The following is a 23,399-nucleotide window of genomic DNA, read 5'->3' as shown; positions in this document are numbered from 1 at the left end:
ACGCCCGCAAGCGGTAAACCGCGTCGCTGCCCGGGAGTCGCTGTGGGACCCACCGCCGCATTGACATGTTTTGCATGATAGTGCGGGCGTTTGGGCTTGTCATTGTTGGAGGCTATTTTTACATTCGGCGACAGTTGGTTTGTTACAGAGTGAGCCAAAGAGCCGGATTTGACCTCGCAGAACCCCCGTTGCGCTAGGGAATTCCCTAGCTGCCGTTGCTTGATGTTTAGAGTTAGCATGCTAACCATGAGGGGTGTTAGTCCCTTTCCATGACCAGGCGCCGCACGTAGTCCAGAGGGCTTGGTGCGCGCGAAGTACCACCTTGTTTTAGCTACGGGAGATTTACTTGCAAACTGCAAAACAACTCATTGATGGCCGCTGGCTGACCCACGTCAGTGGCGGCGAGCGCATTGGCCAGGCCATCAACCCTGCCACCGGGGATGTGGCAGCGCTGTTTTGCGATGGCACGGCCGCTGAAGCGGAGGCCGCGGTCGCGGCAGCGCTGCGGGCTTTCGACAACACCGCCTGGAAGCGCAGCCCGCGCCTGCGCGCGGAAGTCCTGCTCGACTTTGCCGCCAAGCTGGATGCCCGCAAGGAAGAAATCGCCGACTGGCTGGTGACACTCAACGGCAAACTCAGGCGCGAAGCGCTGGGTGAAATTGGCGCCGGCATTTCCGAGCTGCGTTATTACGCAGGTCTTGCGCGCAACCTGTTTGGCCGTGTGCTGGAAGTCGAGCCGGGTTGTTACTCTTCGCTGGACCGTGAAGCGGCCGGCGTGTGCGCGATCATCCTGCCGTGGAACGCGCCGGTCACCCTGCTGGTGCGCTCTCTGGCGCCAGCACTGGCTGCCGGTTGCACCGTGGTGATCAAGCCCGCCTGCCAGACCGCCGTGGTCAACAACATGGTGCTTGAATGCATGACCGGCGATACACGCGTGCCTGCCGGTGTGATCAATTCCGTCATCGAGTCCGGCGCCGACGTATCGCGTTACCTCTGCGAGTCCCCCGATATCGACGTCATCAGTTTCACGGGCTCGTCCGCGGTCGGCAAACTCATTGCGCAGAACACCGCGCCTACACTCAAGCGCCTGTCGCTCGAGCTGGGCGGCAAGGCGCCGGCCGTTGTGTTTGCCGATGCCGACATGGACAAGACCGTTGCCGGCCTTGTCGCAGGCGGCATGGTGATGGCCGGCCAGCAGTGCACGGCCATTACCCGCGTGCTGGTGGAGGACGCTGCGTATGACGCTGTCGCGCAGAAACTGGTAGCCGCATTGAAGGCCGTGAAGGTCGGGCCTGGCAATGACCCGGCTTCGCAAATGGGTTGCCTGATTGACGTGCGCAACCGAGACCGCATCAATGCCCTGATGGACACCGCCCAGGCCACGCAGCGCGTGCTGTTGCGCGGCAACGTGCCGGGTGGCGCGCTGGCCCGTGGTGCGTTTATAGAGCCCAGCCTGGTCGAGGTGCAGGACCTTTCTTCAGATTTCATACAGAAGGAACTCTTTGGCCCGCTGCTGGTGATTGAGCGTTTCAGCAATGAAGACGAGGCTGTGACCCGCGCCAATGCCACGCGTTTTGGCCTGGCGGCCAGCGTCTGGAGCAGCGACATGAAAAAGTCCCGCCGCATCGCCGCGCGCCTGCGCTCGGGCACGGTCTGGTCCAACAGTCACAACCGCCTGTTTGCCGAGGCGGAAACCGGTGGCTTTCGCGACAGCGGTTACGGCCGCCTGCATGGCGCCGAAGGGCTCAATGATTTCCTGCAGACCAAACACTTTTACTTCGAGACCAATTCGTGAGCAATCCAGAAACACACACCGGCGCCCACTTTTTTCTCGAGGGCCTGACCGAGCTGGGTACGGATTACGTTTTCTCTAACCTGGGCACCGACCATGTGTCGCTGATCGAGGAGCTTGCGCGCTGGGACGCCGAAGGCCGGCCGCACCCCGGCTTCCTGTTGTGCCCGCATGAAAACGTCGCCATACACATGGCTGCCGGTTACGCCGCCGTGACAGGGCGTGGCCAGGCCGTGATGGTGCACGTCGATGCAGGCACTGCCAACTCGGCCATGGGCATGCACAACATGTTTCGCGGCCGCCTGCCCGTGATGCTGATTGCAGGCAAGGCGCCGTTCACCTTGCGCGGCGAACTGCCTGGCTCGCGCGACAACTATGTGCATTTTGTGCAGGACCCGTTTGACATTGCCAGCCTGGTGCGGCCTTATGTGAAGTGGGAGTACTCGCTGCCCAGCGGCGTGATCGCCAAGGAGGTCTTGCGGCGCGGCCATTCGATGATGCAGAGCGATCCGCCGGGCCCGGTGTACCTGACCCTGCCGCGTGAGGTGCTGGCCGAGTCGGTCGCGGCCGACCAGGTGAAGGCCTACGGCAGCGAGCGTTACGGCGCGGTGCTGGCCGGCGGCATTGATGAAGTGCGTGCGCAAGCCATTGCAGACCAGCTCATGAATGCCAGCCAGCCGATTGCAGTGACTTCCTACCTCGGCCGCAAGGCCGATGCGGTGGCGGCGCTGGAAGACCTCGCGCTGCTGTGCGGCGTGCAGGTATTCGAGTTCAGCCCCAGCCACCTGTGCATTTCGCGCAGTTCGCCGTGTTTTGGCGGTTTTGATGCAAGCAAGGCCCTGGCTGGCGCGGACGTGGGCCTGATGCTGGACGTCGATGTGCCATGGCTGCCCAAATATGTGCAGGAAAACACCGCCATACGCTGGACCCATGTGGATGTGGACACCATCAAAAAAGACTTCCCGATGTGGGGTTTTGCCACCGACGTGCGGGTGCAGGCCGATTGCGCCACCGTGCTGCGCCAGGTTGCAGCCATCGTGCGTGCGCGAGCCGACGAGGCGTTTCACCAGAAGGTTGCCAAACGTGTTGCGGGCTGGACGGCTGCCAGTGAAGAGCGCAAGGCCGGCGTGGCCCGTGCGGCGGAAAACCCCGGCAAGCCGGGCGCCATTTCACCGGCCTATTTATGCGCCGCCCTGGGTGCCGCGATTGCACCTGAGGACATCGTGATCAACGAAGCCATCCGCAATTCCCCCGCAGTGCTGAACCAGATCCCGCGCAGCCAGCCGCTCACCCTGCTGTGCGGTGCCGGCGGCGGCCTGGGTTACAGCGGCGGCATGGCGCTGGGGGCCAAACTGGCCAACCCGAAAAAGCGTGTGCTGCAGGTGGTGGGCGATGGCGGTTTTCATTTCTCGACGCCTACATCCGTTTACGCGACGGCGCAGCGCTATGGCCTGCCGATCTTCACGGTGGTGCTGGACAACGGCGGCTGGCAGGCGGTGAAAGAGGCCGTGCTGCGGGTCTATCCCGACGGATCTGCAGCGCAAACCAACGAGTTCCAGGCGCGGCTGCAGGGCCAGGACAGGCACTTTGAACAGGTGGCGCAGGCCTTTGGCGCCTATGGGGAATGTGTCAGTGACCCGGGCCAGGTGGAGGCCGCGATTGCGCGTTGCCTGAAGGCGGTGGATGCCGGACAGGCCGCGGTGCTGAATGTACGGATTGGTCTGCAGTAGCCCTTTTCGCAGGTTTAACCAGGAGACAACAATGCTTATAAAAAACAGATTTCGTTTTGCACATTTTGTAATCGCCGCGCTGCTGCCGCTGGCTGCGATGGCTGCCGACTATCCGACCAAACCCGTCACCATCGTCGTGGGTTATTCCGCCGGCGGCGGTGTCGATGCCATGGCGCGCATCATGGCCGACAAACTTCCGGCCTTGCTTGGCCAGCCGGTGGTTGTCGAGAACCGGCCCAGTGTGGGCGCCATCGTTGGCACCAGCTATGTTTCCAAGGCAAAGCCCGACGGCTATACCCTGATCATGGGGGCGCCCGGCCCGATGATCTTCAACCATGCGGTGTATGCCAAGCTGCCCTACACGCCGCAGGACTTCACACCCATCTCTTTTGTCAGCGACTCCCCGTTGATGCTGCTGGTCAATGCCAACAATCCTGCAAAAACCGTGCAGGACCTGGTGAACCAGTCAAAACAGAATCCGGACAAGTCCAACTACGCAGCCAGCTCGGCTTCGTTCCAGTTGATCACGGAGCTGTTCAACAAAAAAACCGGCGCGAAGTTCACGCACATCCCTTACAAGGGCGCCAACGATTCGGTGATGGCCGTCATGTCGGGTGATGTCAGCATGGCCCTGGCCGACGCGGGCCCGGCTTCCGTCGGCCTGCAAAGCGGCCGGGTCAAGGTGCTGGCCGTCACCTCGGCCAAACGCATGCCGGACTATCCGAATGTGCCGACGCTCGCCGAGCTTGGCATAGACCTGAAGGTGTCGCTCTGGATAGGCCTGCTGGCACCGGCCGGCACACCACCGGAGATCGTCAAACAGCTGCAGGACAGCGTGGCCAAAGTTGTCGCGATGCCTGATGTCCAGAAACGCATGACCACCATGTCGGTGATTCCCATGAGCAACACGTCCGAAGAGTTTGCGAAGGTCATTGCTTCTGAAATCCCGCTCTGGAAACAACTGGCGGCAGACAACAACATCAAGGCGAATTAAGCACCAGCGCGAGGCCTTCACCGGCTTCTGAAAAATATCTTCGAGTCCAGGAGGGCCCATGCCTGTCCATCAAAAGCTTTTTGCGGTCCTTGCCCTGGTGGGCGCTGCCTGCCTGCCCATGCGGGCGCTGGCTGCCGACTATCCGCTCAAGCCAGTCACCATCGTGGTGGGCTTTTCCGCCGGCGGCAGCAGCGATGCGCTGGCCCGCATCGTGGCTGAAAAACTCGCCATCGGCCTGGGCCAGCCGGTGGTGGTGGAAAACCGCGCCGGCGTGGCTTCCATCGTCGGCGCGGCGTATGTGGCCAAGGCCAAACCAGACGGCTACACCCTGCTGATGGGCGCCAGCGGCCCCAACGTTTTTAACTATGCGCTGTACGCCAAGCTGCCTTATGCACCGCAGGACTTCACGCCTGTATCGCTGTTAGGCACCTTCCCGCTGCTGCTGCTGACGCAGGCGAACAATCCGGCGAGATCCATGCAGGAACTGGTGGCACAGTCAAAACAGAATCCCGACAAGGCCAACTACGGCGCCAGCTCTGCTTCGTTCCAGCTGGTGACCGAACTGTTCAACAACAAGACCGGTGCGCGTTTCGCCCACATCCCGTACAAGGGCAGCAACGACGCGATCACGGCGGTGATTTCCGGCGACGTCACCATGACACTGGTGGATGCCGGTGCGGCTTCTGCAGTCCTGCAGGGCGGCCGGGTGAAGGCGCTGGCAGTCACGTCGGGTGAACGCCTCAGGGAGTTGCCGAATGTGCCGACCATGAACGAGCTGGGCGTGGACCTCAAGGTGTCGTTCTGGAGCGGCCTGCTGGCACCGGCCGGCACACCCGCGCCGATTGTCAAACGCCTGCAGGAAGAGATCGTGCGCGTGATGGACATGCCTGACGTCAAAAGGCGCTTCAATGCCATGTCGGTGATCCCGGCGGCCAGCACGCCTGAAGAGTTTGCAAAACTGATTGCCGCCGAAACCGCGCTGTGGCGCCAGGCTGCGCAGGACAACAATATCAAGGCGAATTAAGCCGTCTCAAACCCTGCTCTTTGCGGGGCTAGCGAAAGCGCAGCTTCATCACCAGTATGGCCAGCGCCAGGGCCAGCGTGATGGCGTTGGCCACCACAATCGGCCAGGCACCCAGCAGCAGGCCGTAAACCAGCCACAAGGCCACGCCGGCCGTGAAGACGCTGTACATGCCCAGCGAGATGCCGCTCACGTCCCGGGTGCGAAAGGTGAGCCAGGCCTGCGGCATAAAACTCACGGTCGTCAGTGCGGCGCCCATGAAGCCTATCCAGTCGGCAAGCGTCACGGCAGTGCTCATTTGCCGCCTTCCTTCACGGCCCAGTCCACCAGCGCATCCAGCGCGCCGCGGGCGGCGGGCGCGTTGGGGTGGTTGATGAGGCCGACAACGATGTAGCGTGCACCGCTGTTGCCATCGGCGTAACCGGCCAGCGCCGTCACGTCGCGCAGCGAGCCGGTCTTGACAAAAGCCCGGCCGGCCACGCTTTTGGCGCGTTCGCGCATGGTGGCGTCCACACCGGCCACGGGCAGCGAGTCCGCCAGGTTGGCGGCCATCGGGCCTTTTGCGGCTTGCTGCAGCAGGGCGGACAGGCTGGCCGCGGTGATGCGTTCACTGCGGCTCAGGCCGGAGCCGTTGTCCATCACGGGCGGCGTCGCGCCTGCCAGCCTTTTCTGCCACCAAGCAGACAAGGCCGCACGGCCTGCCTCCAGGGTGCCGCTTTTCGCCTGGCCGGGGTTGGTGTTCAGCCCCAACGTTAGGAAGAGGTGCTGGGCCATGATGTTGTTGGAGTACTTGTTGACGTCGCGCACGATCTCCAGCAGCGGCAGCGACGGGCTTTCAAACTGCGCTGCGGCCCTGTCCCCCGACAGGGTGCCGGTCTTGCGCAGCATGGCCAGCTCCTGCGGGCTGGCGTCACGCACCGAACCGGTCATCAGCCCGCCCAGTTGCCGCCACGAGCCTTCCATCGCACGCGCTGCAAAACTGGCCGGGTCGGCGTAGGCGCTGGGCCATACCTTCTCGCCGCAGGCGGATGAATAGCTACCCAGAAAATCGATGCGGTTGGGGTTGTCCATGCTGGCGCGCAGTTCGCTGCGCCAGTCGCCGCAGCGGCCCGCACGCACCAGCGGCACGGTGTCGGCAACCTGCACGCCGGCCAGCGGCGGCTCAAAGCGCACCAGCGCGCGCGCGTTCGGGATGTCCGGCGTGAAGGTCATCACCAGCGACTTGAAGTTGATGAGCAGCGCGTCGGGCTGGGCGTTGTAGGGCCGCAGCGGCTCGCCGTCAAACTCCCCCGGGTCTATGGCCGGGGTGGCAAAGGCGCTGCGGTCCAGCACGATGTCACCGCGAATCGCCCGTGCGCCGTTGGCTTGCACCTGCATCAGCAGGGCCTGCAGGCGCTCCACCACCAGCTTGGGGTCGCCGCCGCCCTGCACGATCATGTTGCCGTTGAGCAGGCCGCCCGCCAGGTTGCCGTCCAGCGTGATTTTCGTTTTCCAGGTGAAGTCCGGGCCGAGGGTGTCCAGCGCGGCATAGGTGGTGACGAGTTTCATGACCGACGCCGGGTTCATGGGCACATCGGCGCGGTAGCTCAGGCGCGGCGGCAGCTTGCCGGCGGCATCCACCACCAGCAGAGACACCGCATCGCGCGGCACCTGCGCGCGCGCCAGCGCCTTTTCAATCGGGGTAGGCAGGCGCACGGTCTGCGCAAGGACGGTGTTGTTTGCAAGGGCCAGCAGCAAGGCCATCACGGTCAGCGCGGCGGCACGCGGCGCCCGCAGGCGTGGCAAGTCATGAATCATGCGGGGATTATCGCGGCTGACCCCACAAATGCCGATGCTGGCCGTTGGCGCGGATAATCAGCTGAGCGCCAGCGTATTGTGGCGGCGCAGAGACCGGCTCCGGAAATTCCGGCATGCCGGCGCGCTTGCGGTTACTATGTTTTTGATAGCTGGCTGCGCCTGTATTTATTGACTTACCGACACTTTTTAATCCTGAAACATGAAACTCCTGGCCTTTGACACCAGCACCGATGTGATGTCGATCGCGCTGACCGATGGTGCGCGCGTCTGGCAGCACAGCGGACCGGGCGGTGCAAAGTCCTCGGCCACACTGATCCCGGCGATCCTGGCTCTGCTGGCGGAGTCGGGCCTGACGCTGGACGGCCTGGATGCGATTGCCTTTGGCCGCGGCCCGGGCTCGTTTACCGGCCTGCGCACGGCCTGTGCGGTGGCGCAAGGCCTGGCGTTTGGCGCCAGGCAAGGCGCGGGCATCCCGGTGCTGCCGGTGGACACGCTCATGGCACTGGCTGAAGAGGCACGGTTCCAGCTGGCTGAAAAGTCCGGCGATGCAGGTTTGCGCATCATGGCGCTGCTCGATGCGCGCATGGATGAAATGTATGTGCAGCGCTTTGAATGGACCGCCGGGGCCTGCAAGGCGCTGGACGAGTGTTACCTGGTCCGGCCGGAAAACCTGGAACCGGCCGGCACGGATCTGCTCGCGGGCAATGTGTTTGGCGTGTACGCCGATCGCCTGCCCGCCGGCCTGGCCGCTTTTGCCCGCGTGGAGGCGCTGCCCACGGCCACCGCCATGCTGCGCCTGGCCCCGGCGCTGGCCGCAGCCGGGCATTGTGTGGATGCCGCCTTGGCGCTGCCGCTTTATGTTCGCGATAAAGTAGCATTCACGACCGACGAGCGCGCCCGGGCCAAAGAAGACAAGGCCCAGGCCGCGCTAGCCGCCGAGCTGGCCAACCCGAAGTAAATCCACCTGCCCCGCATGAACGCCGTCCTTCAATCCGTCCACGCCCTCGAAGCCCAGCTCGAAGCGATGACGCCTGCCCGGCTGGATGCGGTGGTGCAGATGGAGCAAAGCGCGTATGACCATCCGTGGACAAAAGGCAATTTCACCGATTCGCTGAAGTCTGGCTACCAGGCCCTGTTGCTGACGGGCGGCACCGCGCCCGGGGCCGAACTTCTGGGTTATTTTGTGGCCATGAAAGGCGTTGACGAGGTGCACCTGCTCAACATCACCGTGGCACCCGTGCACCAGCGGCAAGGTTGGGCACGCGTGATGCTGGACGCGCTGGCGATCTGGGCGCGCGGCCAGGGTGCGCAATGGCTGTGGCTGGAAGTGCGCGTGAGCAACACGCGCGCCAGGGATGTGTACCAGCGTTACGGTTTTCGTGAAGTGGGCCTGCGCCGCAATTACTATCCGGCGGGCGGCACCGGGCTGTCCGGCCGTGAAAACGCCGTTGTGATGAGTTTTGCGCTATGAGCCTTGAACTCGACAAACGCCAGCGCGCCATGCTGCGCGAAATGGGCGTGCGGGTCTGGCAGCCCATGGACGCCGTTGCTGCGCCCGTCGCGGCAGCTGCGCTTGCGCCAATGCCTGCCGGCCAGCCCGCAGCGCCTGCGGTGGCCGAAAAGGCGGTTCCCGTGCAGTCTGCGGTTGCTATCGATTCTGTAGCTGGTCGCGCGCAATCTGCACCGGCCGTGGCTGCTTTTGATCAAAAAATGGCGCCATCCAGGCCTGCGCAGCCGATACAGCCCGATGCCGGCACCGAAGGCGCCGCGGCATGGAACATGGGAAAAGCGCTTGCGTTGTATGCCGATGCCGCACACACAGACGGCCCGCGCTGGCTGGTGCTGGCGGAAACGCCGGCAGCGGCCCTGCAGTCGGATGCCTTTAATCCCTTTGACGGCGATGCCGGCAAGCTGCTCGACAACATGCTGCGGGCGGCGCGCCTGCACAAGGCCGGCGCGGTGACACTGGCGCCGCTGGTCAGGCGCGGTGCGTCCGATGCAAGCCTGGCGGCGGCGCTGCCGGCGCTGGTGCTCGAAGCGCGGCCCGACGTGGTGCTGGTCATGGGACGGCTGGCGGCGCAGGCATTGCTGCAGTCGAACGAGCCCTTCGGAAAACTGCGCGGGCAGGTGCACAGTCTGCATGGCGTCCAGACCATCGTGACGCATGACGCGCCCTACCTGCTGCGTATCCCGGCCGACAAGGCCAAGGCCTGGGAAGACCTGTGCCTGGCGATCAGTGTGGCCGGCGCTGCGCGGTCCCGCGCGGCCTAGATTTTTTCAGGCCCGCTCGGCGGAGCCGGGCGCCAGCACCGAGGCGATAGCCACCACCATCAGTACCACCGCCGCCCAGTCCTGCCAGTGCAGCACCTCGCCCAGGCCTATGGCACCGGCAAACACGCCGAGTATGGGAATCAACATCACGCTCAGGGTCGATGCGATGGGCGGCAGGCTGCGCGCCAGCACAAACCAGATGGCCTGGGCAAAACCAAAGACCAGCACGGCGTTGTAAAGAAGGGCGCCCCAGACCGGCGCCGAAGGGGCTTTCCACTGCTCCCGTTCAAACAGCAGGCCCAGCACGGCCAGCACCACGGCGGTCATGGCCGTCATCCAGAAAGCCAGCGTCAGCGTAGGCACACCCATGGTGGTATTGCGCAACTGGTGCGTGCCCAGGGCCCAGACCGCGGCGGCCAACAGTGCGCACAGCACCCAGGCAGGCCGGCCGGACATCTGGGTCAGCTCGTGCCAAAGCAGCAGGGATACGCCCAGGCCGGCTGCCGCCACGCCCAGCCAGTGGCGCGGTTTCAGGCGCGCGCCAAAAAACCAGGCGCCCAGCAGCGCTGAAAAAATGGGCATGGTGTAGCCGAGGATGGCGGTTCGCCCGCTGCTGAGGTTTTTGACGGCCAGGATGATCAGCGCCTGCCAGACAAACATGTTGAAAAAGGCCAGCCAGAACAGCTCGCGGTATTTGCTTTTAGGCACAAAAAACGGGGTCTTCAGCCAGACCATGGCCAATCCCAGAACCGGAACCCCCAGCGCGATGGAAATGGCGCGAAAGGTCAGCGGCGGAAAGCCGGTCACGCCCAGCTTCATCACCGGCCAGTTAAGGCCCCAGACAAGGGTCAGTAGAACGAGGAGTATGAGTTGCTGGCGGCTGAGTTTCATGCGAAAGGGGGAGGAGGGGGCAGTGCTTCGGGGCTCGATTGTCCCGGTTTGGTGCGAAGTGTGCCGGGGGCTGGCGCATTCATTGTGAGCGAACGTGGGGGCCAGGGAACGCCGCGAAGGGCCGCCCCGAGCAAGTTCAGCCCCCTCGGGGGGCAGAGAGCCACACGCAGTGGGCGAACGTGGGGGCCATCTTCTTACAATAGGCCCATGACCTTTCTAGACATGCTGGGCGCCGCAGAACGCCAGAACAATTCCATGCTGTGCGTGGGCCTGGACCCGGAGCCGGCCCGTTTCCCCGGCAAGCTCAAGGGCGACGCCCACAAGATCTACGATTTCTGCGCGGCCATTGTGGATGCCACGGCCGACCTGGTGATTGCCTTCAAGCCGCAAATTGCCTACTTCGCCGCGCACCGCGCCGAAAGCCAGCTGGAGCGCCTGATGGAATACATGCGCCGCGTGGCGCCGCAGGTGCCGGTGATTCTGGACGCCAAGCGCGGCGACATCGGCAGCACGGCCGAGCAATACGCCATCGAGGCTTTCGAGCGCTACGGTGCCGATGCCGTCACGCTCTCGCCTTTCATGGGTTTCGACTCCGTCGCGCCCTACCTCAAGTACCACGCCAAGGGCGCATTCCTGCTGTGCCGTACCTCCAATCCCGGCGGCGACGATTTGCAGAACCAGCGCCTTGCATCGGTGGACGGCCAGCCGCTGCTTTATGAACACATCGCCCGCCTGGCGCAAGGGCCGTGGAACCTCAACGGCCAGCTTGGGCTGGTCGTTGGCGCGACCTACCCGGCGGAAATCGAGCGCGTGCGCAGCGTGGCGCCCAGCGTGCCGCTGCTGATTCCCGGCGTCGGTGCGCAGGGCGGCGATGCCCTGGCCACCGTGCGCGCAGGCTGGAAGCCGGGCGCGCCCATCATCGTGAACTCCTCGCGCGCGATTCTTTACGCTTCGCCGGGCGAGGATTTTGCCGATGCTGCCCGCCGCGAAGCCGTCAGGACGCGCGACATACTGCAGGCCGCCAAGGGCTGAGTCCCGCCTGCGGCGCAACAACGGGACCGGCCATCATGCAAGTCAAATGGCTGGAAGATTTTGTGGCGCTGGCGCAGACGCGCAATTTCAGCCGCGCGGCCGAGCTGCGCCATGTCACGCATCCGGCATTCGGCAGGCGCATCAAGGCGCTTGAAGCCTGGGCCGGCACGCCGCTGCTGGAGCGCGGCAGCAGCCCGGTCACGCTGACGGCGGCTGGTGCCAGCCTGCTGGACAACGCCCAGCAAATGATGCGCAGCCTGGGTCATGCGCATGAGGAATTGCTGGTTGCCGCCGGCCGGCAGGAGAACACGGTGACATTGGCCACCGGGCGCACCCTGGCGCGCACCCTGGTCGCCGAATGGATGGGCCGCCTGCAGCCCCTGCTGGCACAAGGCGAGCTGCGCATCCTGACCCGCTCCCTGACCGAGACGGCGCAGTTGCTGGAGCGCGGTGAAGCCGACTTCATGCTGACCTACCACCACCCGCTGCTGGCGCTCAGGCTCAACGCCAGGCAGTATGCCTACCTGTCGCTGGGCCAGGACCGGCTGGTGCCGGTGACCTGCGCCAACGCGCACGGCCAGGGCCTGCATGCCTTCCAGCCCGGCACGCCAACGCCCTACCTGGCTTATGCCGGAACGCTGGCCCTGGGCCGGCTGGTGGAAGACCACCTGGCCAACAACCCGCATACGCCCGCCCTGCGCCGCATCGTCGAGTGCGACTCGGCCGATGCCTTGTACGAATACGTCCTCAAGGGCGTGGGCGCGGCCTGGCTGCCGTGGTCCATGGCGGCCAGCGCCGTCAAGGCTGGCCGCCTTGTGCCTGTGGGCGACAAGCGGCTGGAAATAGGTTTCGAAGTGCGCATCCACCGCGCCAAGCGCCGGCTCAGCCCGCTGGCGGAAAACATCTGGCGCGTTTTCGAAGGCCGCTAAAGGTGCATGGGGGATTGCTTAAAAAGCAGAATCCCGTGCTTTAGTGGCACCAGGCCGGGCGCCGGCAATCCGGACAATGGAGCCATTTATTTCATCCTGGAATTGTCATGACCACATTGAATCTCCTGCGCCGCGCCGCCGTGCTGGGCAGCCTGGCGCTGCTGGTGTCTGCCCCGGCCGTCGCCCAGGGCGACTACCCCACCAAGCCCATCACCATCGTCATCGGTTACCCGCCCGGCGGCAGCACCGACCTGACCGGCCGCACCCTGGCGCATGAGTTGTCCAAACGCCTGGGCGTGCCCGTGGTGATTGAGAACCTGGGTGGCGCCGGTGGTGCCATCGGTGCACAAAAGGTGGCCAATGCCCAGCCTGACGGCTACACGCTGCTGGTGGGCGCGAACAACGAAATCGCTATCAGCTGGCTGGTGTCCAGCGCCGTGAAATACCAGATCAAGGACTTCACGCCCATAGGCCTGATCGCCTCGCAGCCCATGGTGCTGGTGGCCTCGCAGAAGTCCGGCGTGAAAAACCTGGAGCAGTTCCTGACCGTGGTGAAACAGAACCCCGGCAAGTTCAGCTACGGCAGCTCCGGCGTCGGCACGGCCCTGCACCTGGCCGGCGAGATGATCAAGGAACAGGGCGGCCTGTTCATGACCCATATCCCCTACCGCGGTGTGGCGCCCCTGACCAATGACCTGCTTGGCAACAACGTGGACTTTGGCGTGTTTGTGCTGTCCAGCGGCCTGCCGCATATCCGCAGCGGCAAGGTGATTGCACTGGGCACCACGGAAGCCAAACGTTCGGCCGTCACGCCGGATATTGCAGCGCTCGCCGAGAACCCGAAACTCAAGGGCATAGACATCAACTCGTGGTTTGCGCTGATGGGCCCCGCCAGGTTGCCTGAGCCCGTGCTGGCCAGACTGAAAAAAGCCTTCAACGAAGCCATGCAGTCGCCCGACCTGCGCAAGAAACTGGAAGACACCAGCTCCACGCTGGCGCCGCTCAATGTCGACATGCCCAAATTCCTCAACGCAGAAGCGGCCAAGTACCAGAAGATTGTTGACTTCGCCAAGATCAAGGAATGAGCGGCGCCCTGACTTTTTCACTGGAGCAGCCGGACATCTCTGCCTGGCGCGCCGGCAACACCGGGGTCGAAGGCGTCTGGCATTTTGACTCCGGGTGGAGTGGCCCAGCAGTGATGATCAGCGCGCTGGTGCACGGTAACGAGCTGTGCGGCGCCTGGGCGCTCAAGGGCTTGCTGGAATCGGGCCTGCGCCCGCAGCGCGGCCGGTTGACGCTGGCCTTTTGCAACCTGGCGGCGTTTGACCGCTTTGATGCGGCCAGCCACGATGCCTCGCGTTTTGTCGATGAAGACCTGAATCGCCAGTGGCTGGCAGAGCGCATCGAAAGCGGCAGCACGCTGGAGCGCCGCCGCGCTGCCGCATTGCGGCCCTTTGTGGAGCGCGCCGACTGGCTGCTGGACCTGCATTCCATGCATGAACGTGCCGCGCCTTTACTGCTGGCCGGCATGCAGCCGCGCAACCTGGAACTGGCCAAACAGCTGCATTCGCCCGAATACATCGTGGTTGATGCCGGTCACAAGGACGGCGTGCGCATGCGCGACTTTGGCCGGTTTGGCCAACTGGCGCCTGTGGGCGCGGATGCGGACACGCGATCGCTGTTGCTGGAATGCGGCTTTCATGGCGACCTGTCCAGCCGCACGGTGGCAGAAGATGCCTGCGCACGTTTCCTGCGCGCAGCCGGCACGCTGGACGCTGCGGCGTTGCAGCAGGCCCTGCCGGGCTGGCTGCAGGACGATGCGCCGCGCCAATGGGTGCTGGACGTGACCGGCCCGGTGGTGGCGAGCAGCGAGCGGTTTCGTTTTACCGAGCCCTTCCAGGGCCTGGAGCTGATAGAAAAAGCCGGCACCGTGATCGGCTGGAACGACGCCGAGCCCGTGACCACGCCTTACGACGATTGTGTGCTGGTGATGCCCTCGGTGCGCCAGGCGCGCGCCGGTGTCACCGTGGTTCGTTTTGCGCGCCGCCGTCCTTTGTGAGGACGGCCGTGAGCTGGCGGGCCAGGCTATGTGCTATCTATTTGATAGCTGATAGCGCACATATCCAGCCGGCCACGGGCACTTTTGATGCCTAGTTGGCGGCTGTGAAGCGTTTTTTGAGGTGCCGCGGCGTCTCGATCTCGTCCACAATGGCCACGGCCAGGTCGGCAACTGAAATGCCCGCCGGCTGGTCGCCATTGCCGGGCAGCAGCTCGTCGGCGCCCAGGCGGTACTTGCCGGTGCGTGCGCCGGGTGCCAGGCCTATAGGTGGCGAGATAAAACTCCAGTCCAGCGAGGTCTCAAGCTTGAGCAGGTTCAACGCCTCGCGCGCTGCCAGCGCGCCCTGCTTGTAGGCTGCCGGAAACTCCGGCGTGTCCACCAGTTGCAGGCCGGGCGCGGCATACAGGCTGCCAGCACCACCGACCACCAGCAGGCGTTTGACACCGGACTGCTTGACGCCCTGCGTGATGGCGCGGCTGCCCTGCAGGAAGATGTCGTGGATTTTCGGCTCGCTCCAGCCCGGGTTGTAGGCGCTGACCACGGCGTCATGGCCAGCCACGGCCCTGGCGACCTGCGCTGCATCCAGCGCATCGGCTGCGACGACGGTCAGTCCGGTTTGCGGTGCCACTTTGGCGGGCGTGCGCGCCAGCACGGTGACCTTGTGGCCACGGCTGAGCAGTTCTGCGAGTACCGGAGCGCCTACAAAACCGGTGGCGCCAATCAATGCGATGTTCATGAAAAACTCCTTGAGGGTGGAAGAAACCATTAGTTTCGTCACTTCACAAGGGCTTGAATAGCCGGCAAAATTGGCTAATACTGTGAAGCAGGACTAATCAGTGAGCAGTAAACCCATGGACCAACTCAAGCGCATGGCGATTTTTGCCGAGGTCGTGGCCGCAGGCTCGCTGACCGCGGCGGCGCGCCGCCTGGGCATGACGCCCTCGGCTGTCAGCCAGCATTTGCGTCAGCTTGAGCAGTCGCTGGGCCTGGCCCTGCTGCACCGTTCGACGCGCCGGCTGGCGCTGACCGAAGCTGGCGAGCGCTACCACACAGGTTGCGCCGCCATGGTGGCCGCCGCGCGGTCGGCCGAGCAGGCGCTGGCGCGTTTGCGTGATGAGCCCGAAGGCGAGTTGCGGCTGGCTGCACCCATAGGCTTTGGCAGCCTGCTGGCCACGGCGCTGGCACCGCTGCGCAGCTATCCCAAACTGAGGCTGGCATTGCTGCTGGACGACACCGTGATCGACCTGATCGAGTCGCGGGTGGACATTGCACTGCGTGTGGGCGAGCAGCCTGACTCGACGCTGGTGGCGCGCAAGCTGGGCAGCATGAAGCGGCAGCTGTGCGCCTCGCCGGCCTACCTGGCAGAGCGCGGCTGGCCGGTGCAGCCGCAGGATTTGCCAAAGCACGACCTGCTGGGCAGCCGGCCCAGAAATGCCAGCTTTGAAGTGCTGGAGCTGCAGGGCCCCAATGGTGAGCTGCAAACGCTGCGCCTTGAAAGCCGGGTGCATGCAACACAGGTCACGGCTGTGCATGCCTTGTGTGTGGCGGGCTGGGGCATCAGCGTGGGCGTTGTCGACGAAGACCGCAAAGCGCTGGCTGACGGGCGCCTGCTACCCGTGCTGCCCGGCTGGCAGCTGGCGGATGTGCCGGTGTATGCGGTGACGCCGCGGCGCGGTGAGCAGCCCGCCAAGGTGCGCCACACGCTGGAGTTGCTGGCGCTTTATTTTGGTCAGGCGAATGTCCAGGATGAGGCGCACACGCCCATGACTTCCTGATCCTGAGCCAAGTCCCTGGCGGCACGGGGAAGCTGTGCACCGCAGTAAGATGGCTGAACTGCCCGCCCGCAGGGGCAGCATGGAGGTTCAGATGCAAGCCCAGGCCAGCGGCAAGACCGCTTTCGTATTTGCAGGCGGCGGCAGTTTCGGCGCGATCCAGGTCGGGATGCTGCATGCGCTGGTGGCCCACGGCGTCGTGCCTGATCTGGTGGTGGGCGCTTCGGTGGGGGCCATCAATTGCGCGTATTTTGCGGGCAACCCGACGCTGGCCGGTGTCGGGCAACTCGAGCAGCTCTGGTGCCAGCTCAGGCGCCGCACGATTTTCCCCATGACCATCAGCCGTGTCGCCGGCCTGTTTTCGCGCTCGCCCTCGCTGGTCGATGCCAGTGGGCTACGCGAGCTGATAACGCAGCATTTGCCCTACAGCCTGCTGGAGCAGGCGGCGCTGCCGCTGCATGTGGTCGCCACCGGACAGCTGCACGGCAACCCGGTCTGCCTGTCGTCCGGCCCGGCCGTCGACGCGATCCTGGCCAGTTGTGCGATCCCGGCGATTTTTCCTCCGGTGCTGGTCGGCAATGAGTACCTGATAGACGGCGCGATTGCCAGCAACACGCCTGTCACAACGGCGGTCGCGCTGGGGGCGACCCGGCTGATCGTGCTGCCCACCGGTTATGCGTGCGCCCTGACAGAACCGCCGGCCAGCGCCATTGCCAGCGCTTTGCATGCGCTGAACATGCTGATTGCGCACCAGCTGGTGCAGGACCTGGAGTTGCTGGCCGACCGTTTTGATGTGTTGACGGTGCCGCCGCTGTGCCCGCTGTCGGCATCGGCCTACGATTTTTCACGTGCCTCAGAGCTGATCGCGCGGGCCCGGCAAAGTACCCAGCAGTGGCTGCAGCGTGGCGGCCTGCAGCAGCCGCGCATTCCAGGCGCTTTGCGCCCGCATGTTGATTAAGCGCCAGGCCTCGCCGGCTGCTAGCGGCGCCTGACCAGCCCGCCCAGCATCACACAGGCCAGCGCGGCCACCACCAGCGCAATGCCCGCCCACTGCCAGGGCATGATGGTTTCGCCGAGTACGATCATGCCGGTCGCCAGGCCTACCACCGGCACGCCCAGGCCGAAAGGCGCAACGCGGTTGGCCGGGTGGCGCTTGAGCAGCCAGGTCCACAGGCTGTAGCCGACGATGGTGGCCATCCAGGCCAGGTAGCCGACCTCCACCCAGCTGGTCCAGTGCGCGTCCAGCCAGCGCCAGCGCACGGCCTCCGGGTCAAACAGCCAGGACAGCAGGACAAAGGGCAGGATGGCGACGGCGCTGCTCCACACCACAAAGGCGACAGGTGAATAGTCGGCATGGATCTGCTGCACGCGCCGCGCGACGATGTTGGACGCGGCCCACATGGCGGCCGCGCAGAGGATCAGCAAAAAACCCAGCACCGTGGTGGCGCCTGGCCCGGCTGCGCCGGGATTCACGTAATTCAGCGCAAAACAGCACAGGCCCAGCGCCGCCAGCACCATGCCGGCCTGCAGGGGGCGGCCGGCGCGCTCGCGCAGCAGCACAAAACCAAACAGCGCCGTGAAAAAGACCTGCGTCTGCAGCATCACGGAAGCCAGCGCCGCCGTCATGCCGACCTTGAGCGACAGGAACATCAGGCCAAACTGCCCGACGCCCTGGAAAACGCCGTACAGCACGACCCATTTCCAGTGGATGCGCGGTGGCTTGAAAAACAGGGCCAGCGGCAGCGCGGCAAACGTGAAACGGATGGCGCCGAGCTGGAAGGCGGTGAAATCGCGCAGCGCGAGTTTTGTGATCACAAAATTCACGCCCCATATCAGCACCACCGCCAGGGCAGCCGCCAGGTCCCGGCCAGTCAGGGCATTGTTTTTCATGTGGGTAACGTCAAACCGCCGGCTGCATGGCGCGGGCGGCATCCAGGTGCGCCTTGACCCGCTGCGCCAGGGCGATGTCGCCCGGTGTTTCGGGCAGCCAGGCCTGTACCGGAATGGTTTTGCCCTCGGGGTCCACTGCGACAAACACCACCAGGCATTCGGTGATGACCTGCATTTGGCCGGTTTTCATGTCGCCGGCACGGACCTCGACCGAGATGTTCATGCTGGTCTTGCCGGTGTAGGCCAGGCGTGCCTCGACCTCGACCAGGTCGCCAATCATGATGGGGCGTCCAAACCGGATGCTGCCGACCGACACCGTGACGCAGTAGCGTTTGGCCCAGCGCGTGGCGCAGGCATAACCGGCCTCGTCAATCCATTTCATGACGGTGCCGCCATGCACCTTCCCGCCGAAGTTGACGGTGCTGGGTTCGGCAAGAAAGCGCAGGGTGATGGACGACATGAAAATCCTGGTGGGCTGCATGCGCAGCGTGATGACCGGATTATCCCGTTGAAAGCCGCGCTATCGCTTTAATAGCACGTTGCGCGCATTTCACCTTGGCCAGGGCGATGAAACGCCCTTATTTTGAGGCGCCGGCCGTTTCCAGCAGCGCGTCTTCGACAATGGCCAGCGCCTCGTCGAACACGGTTTCCTGGATAGTGAGCGGGAACAGGAAGCGGATGACATTGCCGTACACCCCGCAGATCAGCAGCAGCAGGCCGCGCTCCAGCGCGCGCTTTTGCACCGCCTTTGCGAACTCGCCGTCGCCGGTCGTTGTGCCGGGCTTGCAGAATTCCACCGCAACCATGCCGCCCGGGCCGCGGACTTCCGCGATGTGCGGCACCCGGGACTTCAGGGCTTCGAGCCTGGCCTTCAGCCTGTTGCCGAGCATGACGGCGCGGTCGCACAGTTTTTCGTCTTCAATGATGTCCAGCACGGCATGCGCCGACGCCACCGCCAGCGGATTGCCCGCGTAGGTTCCGCCCAGGCCGCCTGGTGCTGCGGCATCCATCAACTCCGCGCGGCCGACCACGCCGGACAGCGGCATGCCGCCGGCCAGGCTCTTGGCGATGGTCGTCAGGTCGGGCAGCACGTCGTAGTGCTGCATTGCAAACAGCTTGCCGGTGCGCGCGAAACCGGTTTGCACTTCATCGGCAATCAGCACAATGCCGTGCTCGTCGCAGAGCTTGCGCAGTGCCCGCACGAAGTCCGGCGGCGCCTGGTAAAAACCGCCCTCGCCCTGGACCGGTTCGAAGATGATCGCGGCCACGCGCGCAGCCTCGATGTCTGACTTGAACAGGTTCTCGATGGCGCGCAGCGCATCCCGGGTGGTCACGCCGTGCAGCGGGTTGGGAAAGGGTGCGTGGAACACGTCCGAGGGGAAAGGACCGAAGCCGATCTTGTAAGGCGCCACCTTGCCCGTCAGCGCCATGCCCATCAGGGTACGGCCGTGAAAGCCTCCGGTGAAGGCGATCACGCCCGGACGGCCCGTTGCGGCGCGGGCGATCTTGACTGCGTTTTCGACTGCTTCCGCACCGGTCGTGAAGAAGGCGGCTTTCTTGGGGTGGTTGCCGGGCGAGCAGGCCACTATTTTTTCAGCCAGCGCCACATACGACTCGTAGGGCACGATCTGGTAAGCCGTGTGCATGAACTGGTCCAGTTGCGTGCGTATGGCTTCGACGATCTTTGGATGGCGGTGGCCCGTGTTGCAAACGGCGATGCCGGCGGCAAAGTCGATAAAGCGGCGGCCCTCCACGTCCCACAGTTCGGAGTTTTCTGCGCGCGCCGCGTAAAAGTCGCACATCACGCCCACGCCGCGGGGCGTGGCTGCATTTTTCCGGACCTGAAGTCCGGCGTTGTTTGAAGAAGTCATGTTGATGCTCACCCAGGAGGTATGAAAAGAAAAATCAGTCGATCGGATCGAACGCCTGTTGGCCGGCCCTGGCAAGCATGCGCTGGCGGCATGCATCGCCAAATGCCTGGAACAGCGCGGTCGAAAGCTTGTCCTGCGCGTACTTCCATTCGGGATGCCACTGCACGCCCAAGGCAAAGGCCGGCGAGCCGGCCACGCTGAGGGCTTCCACCAGGCCATCGGGCGCCAGTGCCTCGACCACCAGGCCGTCGCCGATCCGGTCCACGCCCTGGCCATGCAGGGAGTTCACCATGGCCTGGCCGGCCTGCAAGAGCTGCTGAAGCTTTCCGCCGGGGACCAGCCGGACCGCATGGGCGTGTGCGTACTGCACGTCAAGCGGGTTGTCCTTGTTCTCGCGGTGGTCGGCGAATGAGCCTGTTGTGTGGACGCTTTGGTGCAGGCTTCCGCCGAAGGCCACGTTCATTTCCTGGAAGCCGCGGCATATGGCCAGCACCGGCACGCCCGCTTCAATGGCGGCGCGCATGAGCGGCAGCGTTGTGGCGTCGCGGGCCGGGTCATGCAACGTGCCCGGGGCGCTGGGCGGCCCGCCGTAGCGGGCCGGTTCCACATTGGAATAGCTGCCTGTGAAAAGCAGGCCGTCCACCAGCGACAGGGTGCTGGTGATGCTCTGCCGCCCGCCGCCCAGGGCCGGCAGCAGCACGGCAAACGCCTGCGAGCCGCCCATGGCCGCCGTGATGTATTTTTCAGCGACGGTGTGCGACGCATGCGCGCCCATCATCGAGCGGTCGGCGGTGATGCCGATGACGGGAAGGCTGGACATGAGGAAATACCCCCCGTTCAGGAAGCCATCATGAGGTGGCGGACCTGCGTGTAGTCCAGCAGGGACTGCATGGAGAGGTCCGAGCCATAGCCGGAGTTCTTCATGCCGCCGTGCGGCATCTCGGTGGCCATCGCGCCGTGCGTGTTGATCCAGGTCACGCCGTATTCCAGCTCGTTGGCGATCTGCATTGCGCGCTGGCTGCTACCCGACCAGACCGAGGATGCCAGCCCGTACTCGGAAGCGTTCGCCCATTGCACCGCGGTTTCAACGCGGTCAAACGGGGTGATGCTGAGCACGGGGCCGAAGACTTCCTTCTGGACGATCTCGGCCTGGATAGGCGCGGCAATCAGCGTGGGAGCGTAGTAGTAGCCCGCGCCCTCGGGAGCGTAGCCGCCGGCCACCACGTCGGCGCCCTCCTTGCGTGCACGTTCGACATAGCCGGCCACGCGGTCGCGCTGCCTTTCGGTGATCACCGGGCCGAACTCCACATCGCCGCGCTCGGGAGCGCCCCAGACCAGGCTGCCGACCATGGCCTGCAGCTTGTCCGTCAGTTTTTGCGACACCGATGCGTCGGCGAAGATGCGGCAGGCTGCCGTGCAGTCCTGCCCCGCGTTGTAGAAGCTGGCTTCGCGCAGGGTAGCCACCAGCGCATCCAGGTCGGCATCGGCGCACACGATCACGGGCGCCTTGCCGCCCAGCTCCAGGTGGGTGCGCTTGATGGTTTCACCGGCGGCGGCCCTGAGGACGGCGCGCCCGGTGCTCACGTCGCCGGTCAGCGAAATCATGCGGACCAGGTCGTGCGAGATCAGCGGCTGGCCCACGTCTGCGCCGTTGCCGCAAACCACGTTGACCACGCCGGGGGGCAGCACTTCGGCAAACACCTCGGCCAGCGCCAGCAGGCTGAGCGGCGTGTTCTCCGAGGGCTTGATGACCAGGGTGTTGCCGGCGGCAATGGCGGGCGCGATTTTCCAGGCGGCCATCAGCAGCGGGTAGTTCCAGGGTGCGATCTGGGCGATGACGCCTATCGGATCGCGCCGCACCATGCTCGTCAGCGAGGGCGAGCGGTAGTTCGCGGCGACGGCACCCGGTACGTTGCGCACGGCGGAGGCGTAAAAGCGGAAGACATCCACCACGTTGGCCAGTTCGCCGCCCTGCACATAACGCAGTGGCTTGCCGGCGTTGCGGGACTCGATGGCGGCCAGCGCGGGAATCCTGGCCTCGATTTCTTCAGCGATGGCCAGCAGCGCCATGCTGCGTTCCTTGGGGCTGGTTTTGGCCCAGCCCTTGAACGCCGCCTGGGCAGCGCCCACGGCCTGGTCGATCTGCGCGGCGCTGGCCGAGCGGACCTCGGCCATCACGGTTCCGCAGGCCGGCTCGTATGCTTTTTCTACAGCCCCTTCGCCGGCGACAAATTTGCCGTTGATGAAAAGAAGGGTTCCAAAATTGCTCATGACGGGGTCTCGGTTCACTGGACTTGCGGGTTGGAGCGGATCACGCGGACACGCTGCGGATGGATGGACAGCGAGACGGTGTCTCCGTCCTGGAAAACATGGTCGTTGGCGGTGAGCACCTTCATCTCCATGCCGGCGATGCGGACGACGTATCGGTTACGCGCGCCCAGGTAGATACGGGTGCGTATGCTGCCTTGCAGCGCATCAGGGCTGGCCGCGCCCAGGGTCACGTCTTCCTGGCGCAGGCTCAGGGTGGCGGGGCCGCTGGCCTCGGCCGTTGGCAGGCTGAGGCGCTGGCCGTCGGACAGCACGGCCACGGCGTTTCCGTTGGCCTGTTCAATGGTCACGGGCAGCAGGTTGGACGAGCCGAGGAAGCTGGAGGCAAATGCCGTGTCCGGTTGCGCGTAGATGGCTGCCGGGTCGCCTTGCTGCTCGATGCGGCCGGCGTTCAGCAGGATGATGCGGTTGGACAGGCTGAGCGCTTCTTCCTGGTCGTGGGTGACGAACAGCGTGGTCAGGCCCAGCCGCTTGTGGATCTCGATCAGCTCGATCTGCATGTCTTCACGCAGGCGCGCATCCAGGTTGGACAGGGGCTCGTCGAGCAGAAGGACTTTCGGGCGCGACACGATGGCCCTGGCGAGTGCCACGCGCTGCTGCTGCCCGCCGGACAGCTGACTGGGGCGGCGCTCTGCCATCTTGCCGAGCTGCACGGTCTCAAGCGCGGCCTTGACCCGTTCATGCTGCTCGTCGCGCGACCCGATGCGGCGCATGCGCAGCGGAAAGCGGACGTTCTCCGCGACCGTCAGGTGCGGCAGCAGGGCGTAGGACTGGAACATCATGGCGATGTCGCGCTGCTCGGGCGGCAGGCCGGTCACGACGCGGCCGTCGATTTCAACCTGCCCCGAGGTGACGCTTTCAAGCCCGGCAACAATCCGCAGCAGGGTGGTCTTGCCGCAGCCGGAGGCACCCAGCAGGCTGACGAATTCGCCGGAGGCGATGTCCAGCGAGACGCCATGAATGACGTCCACGGGACCGAAGGATTTTTTGATGGCTTGGAGGCGGACGGTGGCCATATAAGT

General features: G+C 64.7%; 23 protein-coding genes. 13 read left to right on the top strand and 10 right to left on the bottom strand.

What is annotated here, in order from left to right:
- Positions 1 to 346 precede the first annotated feature (346 nt).
- The 4 genes from ACFQND_RS09865 to ACFQND_RS09850 are packed head-to-tail and all read left to right on the top strand — an operon-like array spanning position 347 to position 5,540.
- A complete protein-coding gene (locus tag ACFQND_RS09865; protein ID WP_371437156.1) occupies positions 347 to 1,795 on the top strand; it encodes an aldehyde dehydrogenase family protein in 1,449 nt (482 codons plus the stop codon).
- Positions 1,792 to 3,522, top strand: coding sequence for a thiamine pyrophosphate-requiring protein (locus ACFQND_RS09860; protein ID WP_371437155.1), 1,731 nt, complete (start codon positions 1,792 to 1,794; stop codon positions 3,520 to 3,522). Before ACFQND_RS09865 ends, ACFQND_RS09860 begins: the two co-directional genes overlap by 4 nt.
- A 31-nt stretch (positions 3,523 to 3,553) precedes the next feature.
- Positions 3,554 to 4,516: a Bug family tripartite tricarboxylate transporter substrate binding protein gene (locus ACFQND_RS09855; protein WP_371437154.1), complete on the top strand. Its 963-nt coding sequence runs from the start codon at positions 3,554 to 3,556 to the stop codon at positions 4,514 to 4,516.
- A 58-nt stretch (positions 4,517 to 4,574) separates the two neighbouring features.
- Positions 4,575 to 5,540, top strand: a complete 966-nt coding sequence (locus tag ACFQND_RS09850) for a Bug family tripartite tricarboxylate transporter substrate binding protein (protein ID WP_371437153.1) — start codon at positions 4,575 to 4,577, stop codon at positions 5,538 to 5,540.
- Positions 5,541 to 5,568: 28 nt separating this feature from the next.
- Here the strand turns inward: ACFQND_RS09850 and ACFQND_RS09845 are convergent, their stop codons facing one another.
- Positions 5,569 to 5,835 (bottom strand): SemiSWEET transporter, encoded by a 267-nt coding sequence (locus ACFQND_RS09845; protein WP_371437152.1) that lies wholly within the window; start codon positions 5,833 to 5,835, stop codon positions 5,569 to 5,571.
- Positions 5,832 to 7,334: a D-alanyl-D-alanine carboxypeptidase/D-alanyl-D-alanine endopeptidase gene (gene dacB / locus ACFQND_RS09840; protein ID WP_371437151.1), complete on the bottom strand. Its 1,503-nt coding sequence runs from the start codon at positions 7,332 to 7,334 to the stop codon at positions 5,832 to 5,834. Before dacB ends, ACFQND_RS09845 begins: the two co-directional genes overlap by 4 nt.
- Positions 7,335 to 7,533: 199 nt before the next feature.
- On the opposite strand from dacB, the gene tsaB reads away from it, so the two are divergent.
- Genes tsaB through ACFQND_RS09825 form a run of 3 tightly spaced genes read left to right on the top strand, consistent with a single transcriptional unit; the run spans position 7,534 to position 9,605 of the window.
- Positions 7,534 to 8,292 (top strand): tRNA (adenosine(37)-N6)-threonylcarbamoyltransferase complex dimerization subunit type 1 TsaB, encoded by a 759-nt coding sequence (tsaB, locus tag ACFQND_RS09835; protein WP_371437150.1) that lies wholly within the window; start codon positions 7,534 to 7,536, stop codon positions 8,290 to 8,292.
- A 15-nt stretch (positions 8,293 to 8,307) separates the two neighbouring features.
- Entirely contained in the window at positions 8,308 to 8,805 is a 498-nt protein-coding gene (rimI, locus tag ACFQND_RS09830) for a ribosomal protein S18-alanine N-acetyltransferase (RefSeq protein ID WP_371437149.1), read from the top strand.
- Positions 8,802 to 9,605 (top strand): uracil-DNA glycosylase family protein, encoded by an 804-nt coding sequence (locus tag ACFQND_RS09825; RefSeq protein ID WP_371437148.1) that lies wholly within the window; start codon positions 8,802 to 8,804, stop codon positions 9,603 to 9,605. Before rimI ends, ACFQND_RS09825 begins: the two co-directional genes overlap by 4 nt.
- A gap of 6 nt (positions 9,606 to 9,611) precedes the next feature.
- Here the strand turns inward: ACFQND_RS09825 and ACFQND_RS09820 are convergent, their stop codons facing one another.
- Complete coding sequence (locus tag ACFQND_RS09820) at positions 9,612 to 10,496, bottom strand: DMT family transporter (RefSeq protein ID WP_371437147.1); 885 nt, start codon at positions 10,494 to 10,496, stop codon at positions 9,612 to 9,614.
- Positions 10,497 to 10,703: 207 nt separating this feature from the next.
- Here ACFQND_RS09820 and pyrF point away from each other — a divergent pair, with 207 nt between their 5' ends.
- The 4 genes from pyrF (at position 10,704) to ACFQND_RS09800 (ending at position 14,516) form a co-directional block, all read left to right on the top strand.
- Positions 10,704 to 11,528 (top strand): orotidine-5'-phosphate decarboxylase, encoded by an 825-nt coding sequence (gene pyrF, locus ACFQND_RS09815; RefSeq protein ID WP_371437146.1) that lies wholly within the window; start codon positions 10,704 to 10,706, stop codon positions 11,526 to 11,528.
- Positions 11,529 to 11,563: 35 nt separating this feature from the next.
- Positions 11,564 to 12,457 (top strand): LysR family transcriptional regulator, encoded by an 894-nt coding sequence (locus ACFQND_RS09810; protein WP_371437145.1) that lies wholly within the window; start codon positions 11,564 to 11,566, stop codon positions 12,455 to 12,457.
- A 107-nt stretch (positions 12,458 to 12,564) separates the two neighbouring features.
- Positions 12,565 to 13,542 (top strand): Bug family tripartite tricarboxylate transporter substrate binding protein, encoded by a 978-nt coding sequence (locus tag ACFQND_RS09805; protein WP_371437144.1) that lies wholly within the window; start codon positions 12,565 to 12,567, stop codon positions 13,540 to 13,542.
- Complete coding sequence (locus ACFQND_RS09800; RefSeq protein ID WP_371437143.1) at positions 13,539 to 14,516, top strand: succinylglutamate desuccinylase/aspartoacylase domain-containing protein; 978 nt, start codon at positions 13,539 to 13,541, stop codon at positions 14,514 to 14,516. Before ACFQND_RS09805 ends, ACFQND_RS09800 begins: the two co-directional genes overlap by 4 nt.
- A gap of 91 nt (positions 14,517 to 14,607) precedes the next feature.
- Here ACFQND_RS09800 and ACFQND_RS09795 read toward each other — a convergent pair whose 3' ends face one another.
- Positions 14,608 to 15,252 (bottom strand): NAD(P)-dependent oxidoreductase, encoded by a 645-nt coding sequence (locus ACFQND_RS09795; protein WP_371437142.1) that lies wholly within the window; start codon positions 15,250 to 15,252, stop codon positions 14,608 to 14,610.
- Between the two features lie 115 nt (positions 15,253 to 15,367).
- Between ACFQND_RS09795 and ACFQND_RS09790 the strand changes: the two genes are divergently transcribed.
- Together ACFQND_RS09790 and ACFQND_RS09785 are read left to right on the top strand one after the other, a co-directional pair.
- Positions 15,368 to 16,291 carry a LysR family transcriptional regulator gene (locus ACFQND_RS09790; protein ID WP_377413282.1) on the top strand — a complete coding sequence of 308 codons (924 nt, stop codon included), beginning with the start codon at positions 15,368 to 15,370 and terminating at the stop codon, positions 16,289 to 16,291.
- Positions 16,292 to 16,340: 49 nt separating this feature from the next.
- Positions 16,341 to 17,246 (top strand): patatin-like phospholipase family protein, encoded by a 906-nt coding sequence (locus ACFQND_RS09785; protein ID WP_377413279.1) that lies wholly within the window; start codon positions 16,341 to 16,343, stop codon positions 17,244 to 17,246.
- Positions 17,247 to 17,266: 20 nt separating this feature from the next.
- Here the strand turns inward: ACFQND_RS09785 and ACFQND_RS09780 are convergent, their stop codons facing one another.
- The 6 genes from ACFQND_RS09780 to ACFQND_RS09755 form a co-directional block, all read right to left on the bottom strand.
- Positions 17,267 to 18,178, bottom strand: coding sequence for an EamA family transporter (locus ACFQND_RS09780; RefSeq protein ID WP_371437139.1), 912 nt, complete (start codon positions 18,176 to 18,178; stop codon positions 17,267 to 17,269).
- Between the two features lie 10 nt (positions 18,179 to 18,188).
- Positions 18,189 to 18,638 (bottom strand): acyl-CoA thioesterase, encoded by a 450-nt coding sequence (locus ACFQND_RS09775; RefSeq protein ID WP_371437138.1) that lies wholly within the window; start codon positions 18,636 to 18,638, stop codon positions 18,189 to 18,191.
- A 118-nt stretch (positions 18,639 to 18,756) separates the two neighbouring features.
- On the bottom strand, positions 18,757 to 20,049 hold the full coding sequence (gabT, locus tag ACFQND_RS09770; RefSeq protein WP_371437137.1) for a 4-aminobutyrate--2-oxoglutarate transaminase: 1,293 nt from the start codon (positions 20,047 to 20,049) through the stop codon (positions 18,757 to 18,759).
- 34 nt (positions 20,050 to 20,083) lie between these two features.
- Positions 20,084 to 20,869 (bottom strand): gamma-glutamyl-gamma-aminobutyrate hydrolase family protein, encoded by a 786-nt coding sequence (locus tag ACFQND_RS09765; protein WP_371437136.1) that lies wholly within the window; start codon positions 20,867 to 20,869, stop codon positions 20,084 to 20,086.
- Between the two features lie 17 nt (positions 20,870 to 20,886).
- Complete coding sequence (locus ACFQND_RS09760; protein WP_371437135.1) at positions 20,887 to 22,320, bottom strand: aminobutyraldehyde dehydrogenase; 1,434 nt, start codon at positions 22,318 to 22,320, stop codon at positions 20,887 to 20,889.
- Positions 22,321 to 22,334: 14 nt separating this feature from the next.
- On the bottom strand, positions 22,335 to 23,393 hold the full coding sequence (locus ACFQND_RS09755; RefSeq protein WP_371437134.1) for an ABC transporter ATP-binding protein: 1,059 nt from the start codon (positions 23,391 to 23,393) through the stop codon (positions 22,335 to 22,337).
- Between the last annotated feature and the right edge of the window lie 6 nt (positions 23,394 to 23,399).

The sequence above is a fragment of the Polaromonas aquatica genome (assembly GCF_042659145.1).
Classification (GTDB): Bacteria; Pseudomonadota; Gammaproteobacteria; order Burkholderiales; family Burkholderiaceae_C; genus Polaromonas; species Polaromonas aquatica.
This window is presented reverse-complemented; position numbering and strand designations above follow the sequence as displayed.

Coding starts and splice junctions, on each gene's coding strand:
- pyrF (WP_371437146.1), top strand. CDS start 10,704: ATGACCTTTCTAGACATGCTGGGCGCCGCAGAACGCCAGAACAATTCC.
- ACFQND_RS09760 (WP_371437135.1), bottom strand. CDS start 22,320: ATGAGCAATTTTGGAACCCTTCTTTTCATCAACGGCAAATTTGTCGCC.
- ACFQND_RS09775 (WP_371437138.1), bottom strand. CDS start 18,638: ATGTCGTCCATCACCCTGCGCTTTCTTGCCGAACCCAGCACCGTCAAC.
- ACFQND_RS09850 (WP_371437153.1), top strand. CDS start 4,575: ATGCCTGTCCATCAAAAGCTTTTTGCGGTCCTTGCCCTGGTGGGCGCT.
- rimI (WP_371437149.1), top strand. CDS start 8,308: ATGAACGCCGTCCTTCAATCCGTCCACGCCCTCGAAGCCCAGCTCGAA.
- ACFQND_RS09825 (WP_371437148.1), top strand. CDS start 8,802: ATGAGCCTTGAACTCGACAAACGCCAGCGCGCCATGCTGCGCGAAATG.
- ACFQND_RS09805 (WP_371437144.1), top strand. CDS start 12,565: ATGACCACATTGAATCTCCTGCGCCGCGCCGCCGTGCTGGGCAGCCTG.
- ACFQND_RS09780 (WP_371437139.1), bottom strand. CDS start 18,178: ATGAAAAACAATGCCCTGACTGGCCGGGACCTGGCGGCTGCCCTGGCG.
- ACFQND_RS09810 (WP_371437145.1), top strand. CDS start 11,564: ATGCAAGTCAAATGGCTGGAAGATTTTGTGGCGCTGGCGCAGACGCGC.
- ACFQND_RS09855 (WP_371437154.1), top strand. CDS start 3,554: ATGCTTATAAAAAACAGATTTCGTTTTGCACATTTTGTAATCGCCGCG.
- ACFQND_RS09795 (WP_371437142.1), bottom strand. CDS start 15,252: ATGAACATCGCATTGATTGGCGCCACCGGTTTTGTAGGCGCTCCGGTA.
- dacB (WP_371437151.1), bottom strand. CDS start 7,334: ATGATTCATGACTTGCCACGCCTGCGGGCGCCGCGTGCCGCCGCGCTG.
- ACFQND_RS09800 (WP_371437143.1), top strand. CDS start 13,539: ATGAGCGGCGCCCTGACTTTTTCACTGGAGCAGCCGGACATCTCTGCC.
- ACFQND_RS09755 (WP_371437134.1), bottom strand. CDS start 23,393: ATGGCCACCGTCCGCCTCCAAGCCATCAAAAAATCCTTCGGTCCCGTG.
- ACFQND_RS09790 (WP_377413282.1), top strand. CDS start 15,368: ATGGACCAACTCAAGCGCATGGCGATTTTTGCCGAGGTCGTGGCCGCA.
- ACFQND_RS09845 (WP_371437152.1), bottom strand. CDS start 5,835: ATGAGCACTGCCGTGACGCTTGCCGACTGGATAGGCTTCATGGGCGCC.
- ACFQND_RS09785 (WP_377413279.1), top strand. CDS start 16,341: ATGGCTGAACTGCCCGCCCGCAGGGGCAGCATGGAGGTTCAGATGCAA.
- ACFQND_RS09820 (WP_371437147.1), bottom strand. CDS start 10,496: ATGAAACTCAGCCGCCAGCAACTCATACTCCTCGTTCTACTGACCCTT.
- ACFQND_RS09765 (WP_371437136.1), bottom strand. CDS start 20,869: ATGTCCAGCCTTCCCGTCATCGGCATCACCGCCGACCGCTCGATGATG.
- gabT (WP_371437137.1), bottom strand. CDS start 20,049: ATGACTTCTTCAAACAACGCCGGACTTCAGGTCCGGAAAAATGCAGCC.
- tsaB (WP_371437150.1), top strand. CDS start 7,534: ATGAAACTCCTGGCCTTTGACACCAGCACCGATGTGATGTCGATCGCG.